Here is a 12,556-nt window from a genome sequence, read left to right on the forward strand (position 1 = left end):
TTCTCGACAATCTGGCTGACCTCTTGTGGTCAACAGATAAGCCTCTGTTCCGTAACTCGGATCAGAGGCTTATTTTTACTTTAATATTGTCCTTTTATTACAAAAAACGAGCCCCGAATGGTTCCGGCTAGTTTAGACTTCTGCCTGGCAAACTTAAATTTCTCTTCTAACTCCTTCGGTACCTCCATCCCCTCCGACAGCTTAAAACCAACGGCCCGCTTCTTGGGGTCATCAACCGTATACATGACATTAAGCGCAAGACCATCCTCATAAAAGACGTAGGTAAATTGGATATTTTCCACTTGAAAACGCGACGTTTCTAAAGGTTTGGCCGCAAACTCAATATTGCGTTCTTCTTTTAAAATTCGGTTCACATAATCAAGGCTCTCCTGACTTTCGCTAGCGGGGACAACCGTAAATTCATGCTTGTATTTGGTCATAAAGTATCGGGCTTCATTCGCACGTAAACCGGCAAGCGCTTCTGCTACAGGTGAAGACTCTAGACCAACCGTGGATACATTTTTAAAATCAACGATATACGACATTTGAATCCTTCCTTCCCTCTCTTTATTCAAATTAATGCTCTTAACCACCGAATATTAAAATGGCGTTCACATAGACTGGTATTAACAAACACCTCTATCGATATTCGACGTTGTGCGTCAAAAAACCTTTTGAGGAAAAACCATAATCCCCTATCGCTTAATAAGGAGGTTCATCATGTTGAGGAAGAGTAAAAATTCAGGTAGAAGGTCTGCCGTAATTACCGGGGTGTTATTCATAGCCGGGTTGATTACAGGTATATTCAGTGTTGTTCCCGTTATAGATGGAGCAGACTACCTTATCAGGGCTTCTACAAATGAAAATCAGGTACTAATCGGAGCGTTTTTCCAGTTGTTCATGGTTGCTGCATATGTTGGTATTCCTATTGTGATGTATCCGGTTTTAAGTAAGCATCATAAAGGTTTAACTTTGGGGTCTGTTGCTTTCGGCACCATTGCGGGTGTGTTCATTATGATTGGTGTAATCATTCTTTTGTTGCTATTGACATTAAGCCATGAATTTGCAAAAATTGGAACACTGAATGTTTCGTATTTTCAGACCCTGGGCGGATTGTTACGGGAAGGGCGCGATTTGGTGAACCATGTGGCCACGACACTGGCATTTGTTCTGGCTATGTTCTTGTTTAACTGCGTATTTTACCAAACAAAATTAGTTCCACGTTGGTTGTCCTTTTCGGGTCTTATCGGGTCTATTTTGTCCATATTGGCAAGCTTATTATTTATGGTTCGTTTCATCGGTCTGGATGCAACCTACATGACGTTGAACATTCCAATAGCAGTTCAACAATTGGTTTTGGCTATATGGCTAATCCTTAAAGGATTCAATCGGGTGGATGCCCTAGAAAAGTAGGTGTAACTAAATGAAATCAGAACGTTTTTGGGACAAAACAGCAAGTCAATATGATCAAATCGAGATGAAGGACGAACAGACTTACATCAATATCATAAAAAGAACGAAAACCCATCTCAAAATAAGCGACGTTGTTATGGATTACGGCTGTGGGACTGGATTAATCGCAAATGAAATTGCCGAATATGTGAAAGAGATTCATGCGATGGATATATCTTCGAATATGATAGCAATTGCAGAAAAAAAGGCACAAGAGCGAGACATCGCAAATATAAACTATGCTCATGCGGCCATCTTTGATGAAAGGTATAAGAAAGGCTCATTTGATGCCATCTTGGCCTTTCATGTTCTGCATTTGCTCCAAGATGAACCTATTGTTCTGCAAAGAATGAATGAACTGTTGAAACCAGGAGGATTATTAATTTCCGCAACACCCTGCGTGGGAGAAAAGATATTTCTACGTAGTTTGTTATTCCTTGCAGGCAGGGCTGGTCTTACGCCGAAGATAAGATCATTTAAAATACGCAATTTAGTCGATACAATTGAGGAAGGGAATTTTTCAATTATCGAGTCGGATTGCTTGAAGAAAAGTTCTCAGGAATATTTCATTGTTGCTAAGAAGATATAACACATAATCGGAAATTCACCTTGTTCATCAGGCTTCTCTCCTCTTCCTTTAAGTCCTCTTACGCTATCCAGCTCTCTAATCCAGCCACCCCTTTTTTATGATAATATTCATAAAATTTCATTTCGCACTTGAAACTTACGTGACGTAATGCATTATGATGCGGATACCGGTAAAAATCTCGCGCGAAAAATAAGGGGATGATTATGGAACGGAAATGGAGAGTTGGAGAACTTGCGAAAGTAGCAACATATTCGGATGAGCCAACCTATAGGAGGACGAGATAAACCATGAACGAACGAGCCATAAATCACTCTACCTTTGTTATCAAACGTAATTATAACGCATCACCCGAGCGGGTATTCGCCGCTTGGTCGGACGCTTCGACCAAAGCCCAATGGTTCCCTAAAGCCGACGAGTTCGAATTCCAAATCGGCGGGCGGGAGATTAACCGCGGTGGTCCGCCGGGAGGGCCGATCTACACATTCGACGCCCGCTACCAAGAGATCGTGCAGAACAATCGCATCGTTTATACTTACATCATGGACTTGGGAGAAGCACGAATATCGGTCTCCGTGACAACAGTGGAAATTATACCGGCGGACAGCGGTACACAGCTTATCTACACTGAACAAGGCGCCTTCCTTGATGGCCATGATGCGCCGGAACAGCGCGAGCACGGGACGAAATATATGTTAGACAAGCTGGGCGAGTTTTTGAAGACCAAATGAAGAACACCATGAACGGAACTGAGATGCAGGCCGGCATGCGTGAATGGATCGGGCTCGCAGTGCTTGCCCTACCCGCCCTTCTTGTCTCCATCGATCTCTCCGTCATGATTCTTGCTCTGCCGCACATTGGCGCTGACCTCGGCGCCGACAGCGCCCAGCAGTTGTGGATCATCGACATCTACGGCTTCATGCTCGCCGGGTTCTTGATCACCATGGGAACGCTGGGAGATCGGATCGGTCGCCGCAAGCTGCTGTTGATCGGCGGGGCCGCATTCGTCATCGCCTCGATAATGGCTGCATTCTCCCGAAGCGCTGAGATGCTCATTGCGGCCCGCGCACTGCTCGGCATAGCCGGGGCAACTGTATCGCCTTCTACTCTAGCCTTGATAAGCAACATGTTCCGCGACCATAAGCAGCGCTCGCTTGCCATCGGCATATGGTTAACGTGTTCTGTGGGCGGCATGGCGCTCGGGCCTGTGGTTGGAGGAATCATGCTAGATCACTTCTGGTGGGGCTCGGTGTTCCTTCTGGGCGTGCCGGTCATGTTGCTTCTACTCCTAACCGGGCCCATGTTGCTGCCTGAATACCGACACCCCGTATCCGGCCGGCTGGATTTGACCAGTGTTGCTTTATCGCTAGGCACCATCCTACCGATCATATACGGACTCAAGGAAATCGCCAAATACGGTCTGCAGTTGGTCCCAACGCTGCTCATACTAGCGGGTGTCGTGCTAGGCACGGTGTTTGTGGCGCGGCAGCGCAGGCTGACGAATCCCCTTCTCGATTTACGCTTGTTCGCGAGTCCCGGATTCGGCGCTGCACTGGGAGGCATGTTCGGTATAACACTGACAGGAGCGACCATGCTCTTTGTCGCGCAGCACCTCCAATTCGTGCAAGGAATGTCGCCGCTTCAGGCAGGGCTTTATACACTCCCTGGGGTATTTGGCTCGATGGCCGGTATGTTTTTCTCACCGCTAATCGCACGCCGGATCCGACCGGCCCGTCTTATCGGAACGGGACTACTGATATCGGCCGCGGGCTGTTTTTTGCTTACCCAGGTGGGTGTTGAGTCAGGTCTCCCATTTCTGGTACTCGGGTACATCTGCTTCAATATGGGTTCAGCCCCACTCCCGAGCCTGTCCAGCGACCTGATTATCGGCTCGGCCCCGCCAGAGAAGGCAGGATCGGCGGCTTCCATGCTGCAAACCAGCGGCGAATTCGCCTTCGCGCTGGGCATCGCCGTCTTGGGCAGCATCGGCACGGTAGTTTATCGCAACCAAGTGGCGAACTCTATTCCCGCCGACTTGCCGGCATCTGCAGTGGAAGCTTCTCGAGACAGCTTGGCCGGTGCCACGGCTATAGCGGGAGGCCTCTCCGAACAAGTCGGCAAGGCACTGCTCACGGGGGCACGCGAAGCTTTTACGAGCGGGATGCATGTCGTTGCGGCTGTCAGCGGCGCCATCATGCTTGTTATCATCGTTCTTGTCGTTACGCGGCTTCGGCACGTACGGCCAATCGGAGAGAGACAGCCTAGCCAAGCCGACAGTATTCCGGAGGTTGCACCCAGCGCTGTCAAAGGATCAAGCTAGTTGCAAAATAGATGCGATGCGATTTGGTTTTACGCGTTGAAATATGAAATGAGACAATGGTATGATTGTTATTAATTTCATTTCATAATAGGTGACCTATGAGAAAAAAATTACAAGTCTACATATCGTCTACTTTTTACGATTTAATTGAGGAAAGACAAGCCGCTGTAGAAGCTATACTTCATACCGGTCACATCCCTGCTGGAGTTGAGCTATTCTTCAATGAAAGTCCATTAAAAACCAGGAAGAGATGGATCGACGAATCCGATGTCTTTATCCTCATTCTCGGAGGACACTATGGTCTAATGCTTCCTGACGGATCAAAGAGTTATACGCATTGGGAATATGATTATGCCGGAGAAGTCGGAAAACCTAGATTTGCTTTTGTTGTCACAGATGAAGCATTAAGACAGAAGCCATACGACTTTGTAACAGCGGAACACTATCAGAAGTTCCAAGCGTTTAAACAATCCGTATTTGAAGAAATCCCTACATTTTATGCTGAAAACGAACAGCACATTAAGTTGGTTATTCATGATAAATTGCCGGAATTTGCACGAAGGGACGATTTGTATGGCTGGGTTTCCCGCAAGGATATCCCAGATGTCCAAAAGTTATTGGAAGAGAATGCACGTTTGTTGAGTGAGAATGCTAAACTAATTGCTGAGTTAGAGAAAAATAAAAGCAAAGCAGCGACAAATCTAGGACTTCCCGGTTCCTAGTCTGTGTCACTGCTTTTTTATATGCATCTATTCTAAGCATTTAAAGCATTTCTCCAGTTGCCTGTCAGCTATGCGTCCTTACGTTAGCATTACGTATGCGTGATACAAGCTGGAATAAATACGTTCCGATCACAACGTCAACCCCAGCGCAAAACAACGGGTACCATTCTGGAACGCCGGGATTGACGAATAATCTATCGTGCACGAGATCGAACACCGCATGCACGATCCAAAGGATCCCGATGATTCTAGCTGACATCTGCACACGTAAGATCAGGCACACCGCTCCTCCGATGATAAAAGGCGCTCCGGCTAGCAACTCCATTGCAGCCGCGGTATAGTCCGCAGCGACAAGGGCAAAGGTTACGTAGATGAGGGGGAGTGAAATGACAACGGCCGCGTAGAGCCAGCTTTCCCCGTTAACTTTGCGTATGAGGAAGATCGACAGGATTCCAAGCGCTATACCGACAAATACTTCAATTAACATTCGGTGCTGCCTCCTTTGATTGATGCACGGCGGTTGCTTGGCCCTTTCTTCATTTTTCGAATGAATCGTCTATCCAGATAGAATGCAGTAAGCAATGCAGCTAAACTAAGCAAAACGGGTATACCGAAAGCTTCATAGGAAAACGGTTTGCCTTCGAATGTTAGATGGGTCGCACGGTATTCCACTCGCTTGGCACCATATTTGGCGGTTAGGACGTCCTCCTGCTTCGCTAAATCTTCAAATGGAGCATCAAACATAAATCTGTCAGCGTAGCCGCTGTGAATGAACTCAGGCACCACGTTGTTACCCCTTGCGTTCCACTGCTTGACTTCTTCCGCAGCTAAAGACTCGGCCTCTACCCCCGGAACGAACATTCGGTCCAGTTTCGGTGCATTCGACGTTTGATATCGGGTGACTAGGTTAAGGTGATACTTCGTAACGATCGGCTGCTTGGCGTCTGAGACGGTGTAAACCTTTGTTGTTCCCGAAGTGGCATACGTATCAAAAATGGCCGAAAGCGCTCCGTCATCCATCCCGTTGTACAACAATACCCCTGATCTCTTTTTGCTCCATTGGAATGCTTGGTTGAACAAAAAAATCAATTCGGTTCGATCAACATAATTAGGGTCTACCTTCGGATTTTTTAAGAAATGATAAGAAGGGTAATTCAACTCTTTCGCTATTTTCTCCGCCATGGGTTCGCCTAATTGCTGTGAGATCACATAGAGGACGGCATCGATTCCTGAAGTGATCGCCGCCGAAGAGACGATGTTCCCGTCTGCGACATAACGCAGATCCCTTCTCCACTTTGTTTCAGGATATTTGTCGATATCATGATAAGCAAAGCTTTTCCAGTCGGTCGCTGCTTCTTTCCCTTGTAATAATCCTGTATCGGCCAGATTCAACGCTCCGGCGCAAATGCTTAACAATTTCGTATCCGAATGTTTTTGTATCCATTCCCGGACCGGTTTATACTTTGCTTCGTCAGCCATAGGCATGGCCGGGATCACAATAAGGTCGGGACTTTTTCCTAATAATCGATCCAGCTCGTCAAAAGAATAGTGCGGCATCAGATCCAAACCGCCGGAGAGTGTTTTTACGTTTTTGTCCGGGGCAACTGCATATACGTTATAAGACTCCGTCATCGCAAACATTTCATACGGAACCATAAAATCAAACACTTCTGTCGTCGGATCGGATAAAAGGACAGCTACTGTTGGCTTTTTCGGATCATGTTCAGGCACGCTCACGCCTTGTAAAGCAGGCATTGGGGTTTGCCGGGTGGGAAACCAATATCCCTTATTGGATTGAATATACCCAAACGCACCGATCCCTCCGAAAAATATAACGAACATCATGACATAAACAACTACACGTAACAATAACTTCATCTTTCATTCTCCTCCGTTTTAATGAAAACCCATTTTTTTCGAACCATGCGGTGTTACCAACCGAGCCTTCCCTGCCAAAAAACCGAACACAAACATAATCAAAGCAGCGGCAACCGAAACCGCAAAAACTTGAAGTATTCCTGTACCCATCCCGTGTTGCAGAACATGCAGCGCCTGATCCGGAACCGTCTTCTGAAGCGTAGGATCCATGAGTAGGTTCGGGTCTTGAAGCAATTCCATCTGTGCACCCGAAAGGTTAACCGTATCGATTGTGGAAGCGGACTTTGTCAGTTGATTGTTCACCAAAGCGGCGAGCGAACTGCTTCCAACCGCCATTCCGATATTGCGGAAGAAGCTTAGCAATGAAGTTGCGCTTGTTGTCTGGTGATGGCTCACGGAAGTTTGGGCCAGTAGCGTGGTGATTGGAAAGAGCGGCCCAAGCCCAAGCCCCATAAGCAACATGGCAACGAAGAAGATTAGATCCGGCGTTTGAGGATCGATTTGGGTCAGCATATACCCGCCGATGCCGATCAAGACGACGGAAAGCCAGATCATGGTGCGGGCCGGAACCTTTTCAAGAAGATGACCGCCGATTCCCGTTCCGACAATCATCGCGACGATCATGTGGGTTAGAATCGTTCCGACATGCGTTACCGTGCCTCCCATTACCCCTTGAATATAGAACGGGATATAGACCATCACCGCAATCATAACAATGCCCTGCAACGATCCGATAACAACGGAGGAGACGACTTTCTTTTTAAAGAGGTTAAGGGCGATAATGGGTTCTTTGGCTATTCTCTCGACACGTATAAACAGATAAGTGAAGATTGCGCTCAGACCAAACAAAGTAACGATCTGCCAAGATGCCCAATCAAAATCCCTTCCGCCCATGACTAACGCAACCATGAAAGGTGATATTGCACAGACAAGCAGAGCTGCGCCGGCATAGTCGATGGAACCTTTGGAACGATGGCCCTTTTCTTCCTTGTAAAAGAGGCTGATCATGATGGCCGCTGCTACACCGAACGGAATGTTAATCCAAAAAACCCAGTGCCATGAATAGTGATCGGTAAGATATGCCCCGATGATGGGTCCGAGAATCAACGAAAGACCGTTAACCGCGGCGAATAACCCCTGAACCTTCCCTTGCCTTTCCGGTTTTACCAGATCGAAAATCATGCTGAACGCAATTGGCATAAGCGGTGCCGCGCCTAAGCCTTGCAATGCCCGGTAAGCAATCAGCTGCCCTATCGTTTCCGCATTCGCCGATAAGACCGACGCAACGACGAAGGTTGAGAAACCAATCAACAGAAAGGGCTTCTTGCCGAATTGATCCGCCAATTTGCCAAAGACCGGGATAAAAATCGTTGAGGTGAGCAAGTACACGGAAAATACCCAAGGAAAAACATTCATTCCTCCAAGCTGAGCGACAACCGAAGGTACTGCTGTTGCCATAATGGTGTGATCCAGATTTTCCATGAACACGCCGATAAACAAAGCGGCCAGAATAATCTTGACGTGCGTTGTTTTCATAACTAAGCTCCTTATCATAAATTTTCTCATTCGAAACATTTGTATACATACAAATATAAAGCATTATTTTTTATTGTCAATACTCAATTGTTGTACATTTACAATTATTTTTTTAATAAAAAACGGCTGCCTGTGAATTGAACTTCAGTTCAGCCGTTACTTGTTCAATGCTTAACGTTAGTATGCTTGATGATTTTCAATAAAATAGCCAGACTCTCCTCCACTTGTTTTCGCTTATTTTCGGGAACTTGGTTTAAAATGTCGGCAAACAACTGGTGATGTTTTTCATGAGCGACCCCAATCGCTTCCAAGCCCTTTTCGGTGAGTTTGATCAGCACTTCCCTTCGATTGTCCGGGTTGGGTTGCCTGTCCACCAGGCCGGCTTTCGCAAGTGGGTCCAGTGTTCTTGTCAACGTGGACGGGTCCACCCCAAGAATGCCTGCCAAATCTCCGTGACGGTAAGTTTGTGAACCGATTTCCATCAAAAGATGCAATTGTTTGGGGGTAAGCCCTTCGACAAAAGATTTGTCACCGCCGAGTACACCCGACATTTTAATAATGGAGTACGCGAATTCCCCGAATGTATCATGGATCATTTGTCATCACCTGTCTCGAATGTTTTATAATTGGTATATCAAAATAATTTCACTTTTGCAACAATTGCAATTTTGCTATTGACACAAAAAAATTTTGATTTATATTTGTATGTATACAATAATTGTTCCTAGGAAACAGTTATACAACATCAATCGCTGGAAAGCAATTCAAAAGGAGAGAGAACATGAACATCCACTTGTTAGAATGGGCACTCGTATCTTTTATCATCGGTGTTATATTGTCGCTGCCGATTGCTGCGATCTATTACGACAACTCGCCGCCTTGGGCCAAACTATTCACCAATCCCCGTAAGCTTAAATCCGCTCATCTCGATTTTTTTATGCAAGCATTTTCCGCCGGGCTTGTTTACTTGCTTGAGTTGTCAACAAAATCAGAATTACCTCTATTTATTGCTATACCTCTGATTTTCGGGATCATTTGTAACCCATTAATCCTTTTGATGGAGTCGACATCCTATTATCGTTCCGGATTTACCGGGATATTTTATCGATTACTTAAATATACAAGCCCTGTATCCCTGCTCTTCGCATGGATGGCAATCGCAATATACTTTCTGCCTCTCCATTTAATTATTTTTCTTTCCATCCTTGTGCTGACCGGGCTGATTATCATTTGGAACCATCGGCGCAAAATAAACTCGGAGGCGGAACCTGCATGAAACAGACGGTGTTAATCACGGGTGCATCAAGCGGTATTGGAAGGGCGTTAGCTGAACAATTCGCTGCCGATGGCTGTCATTTGGTGCTTACAGCGCGTAATAAAGCTAATTTATTGATACTTAAAGCGGTTCTGGAAGTGAAATATACGGTTTCGGTAAGCGTGATCCCAATCGATCTATCGATACCCAATTCACCCGATGTATTGTTTAACGAACTACAAAAAGATCGTATTACGGTCGATGTCCTCATAAACAATGCCGGATTCGGTATCCATGGCGCTTTTACGGAAACTCATTTGCCGGATGAGCTATCCATGATTGATTTGCATGCCCGAAATCTAACCCATCTTACCAAGCTGTTCTTACCCGGCATGTTGGAGCGCAAGCAAGGCGGCATCTTGAATGTCGCATCCACTGCGGCTTTTCAGCCGGGGCCGTTGATGGCGGTTTATTATGCAACCAAAAGCTATGTTCTCTCCTTCACGGAGGCACTGGCCAATGAACTCCGAGGGACCGGCATACGCGTGTCCGTTTTATGTCCCGGCCCAACGGAAACCAAGTTTGCAAATCGTGCAAAGATCCAAAACTCCAAATTGTTCTCGAGCAGTCTAATGAATGCAAATGCAGTCGCCCACGCCGGTTATGTCGGTTTTAGGGAGGGAAAAACCGTTATCATTCCTGGTTTTCGAAACCGCCTGATGGCTGCTTCCGTTCGATTTGCGCCACGGAATATCGTGCCCATGATTGTTCGGCACTTACATACAAAGTGAACAAAAAGCGGAGCAGCTGCCGCGGCAACCTGCTCCACTCTCGTTCCTCGTTAGAAATCCTATTCGTCGCAATAGCCCGTCATGTTCCTATCCCTTGATACGCCTCATTCCTTGCACGATCTGTTCCCTCTCACATTCTCCCAACGAATAGAGCACAGGCGCCGCAGGAATCTCAAACTTCAGATGAGAATGAGGAATTTCCGTCAATAACGCTCCAACCGGTTGTTGGCTTTTTTTATGACGGACAACATTCCAAAATATCCTGGATCTATTGTCTTCGGTTCCCCATTTTTCAATCGAATTTCGAAATAATAAACATTTGCCGATCACGAAATCATGCTCCACGAGGGGTTCCGTTGCTTCGAAACCGGCGTCCTCAAGGCCATCGAATAGCGCAGGCATTAACTGGTCCAAATACAGCCCATAGGCAGCGTCCTCGATTTCACGAAAAGCAACCGTTAATTGATCATGCATCGAATCATACAAGGGCTTCCATACCGATTCAATATACCGATTGCCTGCAACGCCGATCTCCTCGATTGTCATGCCGTCATGGAATACTGGTTTTACGCTCATATTTATTTCCTCCTTGAATGGTTTGCTCCCATCATACAACATGTAAGCAAATTGGAAGCTTTTGCGAAAAAGTTTGAAGGAAATTAACAAGAAGATCCGAATAACATTACAATGGTTTTAATGTTTGGGCATTCATTATAAAGGTGGGATTCGCATGGGCTTGCTCCCCAAAAAATTGGCGGGGAAATTTGGGATCAGCGCCAACACGTTGCGGAACTATGAAGCGAAGGGGTTAATCCCTCCTGCGGAACGATCTGCCACTGGATATCGTATGTATACGGAACGGCATGATGCCTACCTGGCATGTATTCAAGCCATGGCCCCGGCATTTGGGATGGAAGTGACGACCGAGGTGCTGCATTGTCTCCGAAGAAATGAGTTGGACGATGCATTGTGGATCGTTAGGGAAGGGGAAGTCATACTGCATCGGCAAAAAGCAGATTTGGATCAACTGATAACGGAGTTGAAATCGTATGCCGATGGAAGTCAAGCTTACGATTTGAACCAGCACTTCAGCATCCACGAGGTCTCAAGACGGACAGGGGTTCCCAAATCAGCGATCCGTTATTGGGAGAAAAGCGGCCTGTTCGCTACAGAGCGCGACCCTGATAACGGCTACCGTCTATATCAGGAATCACTTCTTCTTAAAATCAGGATGATTCAGGTGCTGCAAAGTTCTGTATATTCCGAGGATACCGTGAACTTGAAGCAATCGATTGCGCTTCTAGATTTGCATAACTTCGAACATGCGATAAAGCTGGCGGAAAGTATCCGAACCTATCTGCATAAAACGATCAAATGCCAGATGCGAGGTCTCTACTATCTATACCGCTTGATTGGATCGTTAGGCCTTTCGGAACCAAAATAACTACTTGTCTCGATGTTCTATCCCTTTCGTCAGCCCCTCTTCTCTGGCGGGCCACTTCAGGACGAGGATGAGCAGAATGATCGACATGATCGCGACGGGATAATCTTTCACCAAATGAACCTCGGACATCCCGAATGCTCCGAACACGACCAGCAGCAGCGACACAAACAACGATATGCGCTCCGTTGTTTTACGCAAGAAGATCAGCAACCCGGTTCCAAGGTATGCGAGTGTCGTCAGAACGTCACAGATGAGCGCGTAGTGGCCATAACCTTGAAGCGAGAATCCGTATCTCGCAAGCGCGGGAAGCTGCTCCTCACGGATCTGAAGGTAATTGCAAAACACCTAGCGAAACTCGATTCTCACTTATTTTTCCATCATACCATGCGAATTGTTCCTAAGGAAGTAACTCCATTATATCGAGTGAAGAGATGGAATGGATGTGATCTGCGTCCTGACTTCTCCAGGAAGAAATGTCCCTGCCGCATCGAACCATTGGGACATCGAGTCCTGAATGCGCATCAGCGAACATGTCCGGCAACAGGGTTTGGAAATGGATATCATCGGACAAT

15 protein-coding genes are annotated in these 12,556 nt (G+C 46.5%); 8 read left to right on the top strand and 7 right to left on the bottom strand.

The genetic code is table 11. From position 1 onward, the window contains the following. Window positions 1–80: 80 nt before the first annotated feature. On the bottom strand, window positions 81–545 hold the full coding sequence (locus AC0LWM_RS20075; RefSeq protein ID WP_474676772.1) for a phage tail protein: 465 nt from the start codon (window positions 543–545) through the stop codon (window positions 81–83). A 175-nt stretch (window positions 546–720) separates the two neighbouring features. Between AC0LWM_RS20075 and AC0LWM_RS20080 the strand changes: the two genes are divergently transcribed. The 5 genes from AC0LWM_RS20080 (at window position 721) to AC0LWM_RS20100 (ending at window position 5,080) form a co-directional block, all read left to right on the top strand. Continuing rightward, window positions 721–1,413, top strand: coding sequence for a DUF4386 domain-containing protein (locus tag AC0LWM_RS20080; protein ID WP_474676773.1), 693 nt, complete (start codon window positions 721–723; stop codon window positions 1,411–1,413). 10 nt (window positions 1,414–1,423) lie between these two features. Continuing rightward, window positions 1,424–2,041 (top strand): class I SAM-dependent methyltransferase, encoded by a 618-nt coding sequence (locus AC0LWM_RS20085; protein WP_474676774.1) that lies wholly within the window; start codon window positions 1,424–1,426, stop codon window positions 2,039–2,041. A 287-nt stretch (window positions 2,042–2,328) separates the two neighbouring features. Then, the gene (locus tag AC0LWM_RS20090) at window positions 2,329–2,769 is read left to right on the top strand and encodes an SRPBCC family protein (RefSeq protein WP_474676775.1); all 441 of its coding nucleotides are present in this window, start codon (window positions 2,329–2,331) and stop codon (window positions 2,767–2,769) included. Beyond that, entirely contained in the window at window positions 2,766–4,358 is a 1,593-nt protein-coding gene (locus tag AC0LWM_RS20095) for an MFS transporter (protein WP_474676776.1), read from the top strand. Before AC0LWM_RS20090 ends, AC0LWM_RS20095 begins: the two co-directional genes overlap by 4 nt. 98 nt (window positions 4,359–4,456) lie before the next feature. Continuing rightward, the gene (locus AC0LWM_RS20100) at window positions 4,457–5,080 is read left to right on the top strand and encodes a DUF4062 domain-containing protein (protein ID WP_474676777.1); all 624 of its coding nucleotides are present in this window, start codon (window positions 4,457–4,459) and stop codon (window positions 5,078–5,080) included. 64 nt (window positions 5,081–5,144) lie between these two features. Here the strand turns inward: AC0LWM_RS20100 and AC0LWM_RS20105 are convergent, their stop codons facing one another. From AC0LWM_RS20105 to AC0LWM_RS20120, 4 genes are all read right to left on the bottom strand, one after another. After that, on the bottom strand, window positions 5,145–5,567 hold the full coding sequence (locus tag AC0LWM_RS20105) for a hypothetical protein (protein WP_474676778.1): 423 nt from the start codon (window positions 5,565–5,567) through the stop codon (window positions 5,145–5,147). Then, window positions 5,561–6,958, bottom strand: a complete 1,398-nt coding sequence (locus AC0LWM_RS20110; protein ID WP_474676779.1) for a DJ-1/PfpI family protein — start codon at window positions 6,956–6,958, stop codon at window positions 5,561–5,563. Before AC0LWM_RS20110 ends, AC0LWM_RS20105 begins: the two co-directional genes overlap by 7 nt. An 18-nt stretch (window positions 6,959–6,976) precedes the next feature. Beyond that, complete coding sequence (locus tag AC0LWM_RS20115) at window positions 6,977–8,494, bottom strand: DHA2 family efflux MFS transporter permease subunit (protein WP_474676780.1); 1,518 nt, start codon at window positions 8,492–8,494, stop codon at window positions 6,977–6,979. Window positions 8,495–8,658: 164 nt separating this feature from the next. After that, window positions 8,659–9,090: a MarR family winged helix-turn-helix transcriptional regulator gene (locus AC0LWM_RS20120; RefSeq protein ID WP_474676781.1), complete on the bottom strand. Its 432-nt coding sequence runs from the start codon at window positions 9,088–9,090 to the stop codon at window positions 8,659–8,661. A gap of 185 nt (window positions 9,091–9,275) precedes the next feature. Between AC0LWM_RS20120 and AC0LWM_RS20125 the strand changes: the two genes are divergently transcribed. Continuing rightward, window positions 9,276–9,770 carry a hypothetical protein gene (locus tag AC0LWM_RS20125; protein ID WP_474676782.1) on the top strand — a complete coding sequence of 165 codons (495 nt, stop codon included), beginning with the start codon at window positions 9,276–9,278 and terminating at the stop codon, window positions 9,768–9,770. Further along, entirely contained in the window at window positions 9,767–10,540 is a 774-nt protein-coding gene (locus tag AC0LWM_RS20130) for an SDR family NAD(P)-dependent oxidoreductase (protein ID WP_474676783.1), read from the top strand. The genes AC0LWM_RS20125 and AC0LWM_RS20130 overlap by 4 nt, the downstream gene beginning before the upstream one ends. An 87-nt stretch (window positions 10,541–10,627) precedes the next feature. On the opposite strand, the gene AC0LWM_RS20135 is transcribed toward AC0LWM_RS20130, so the two are convergent. Further along, window positions 10,628–11,116, bottom strand: a complete 489-nt coding sequence (locus AC0LWM_RS20135; RefSeq protein WP_474676784.1) for a DUF6022 family protein — start codon at window positions 11,114–11,116, stop codon at window positions 10,628–10,630. Window positions 11,117–11,240: 124 nt separating this feature from the next. On the opposite strand from AC0LWM_RS20135, the gene AC0LWM_RS20140 reads away from it, so the two are divergent. After that, entirely contained in the window at window positions 11,241–11,984 is a 744-nt protein-coding gene (locus tag AC0LWM_RS20140) for a MerR family transcriptional regulator (RefSeq protein WP_474676785.1), read from the top strand. On the opposite strand, the gene AC0LWM_RS20145 is transcribed toward AC0LWM_RS20140, so the two are convergent. Beyond that, window positions 11,985–12,329, bottom strand: a complete 345-nt coding sequence (locus AC0LWM_RS20145; protein WP_474676786.1) for a hypothetical protein — start codon at window positions 12,327–12,329, stop codon at window positions 11,985–11,987. Between the last annotated feature and the right edge of the window lie 227 nt (window positions 12,330–12,556).

The sequence above is a fragment of the Paenibacillus sp. sgz302148 genome, from assembly GCF_056120465.1.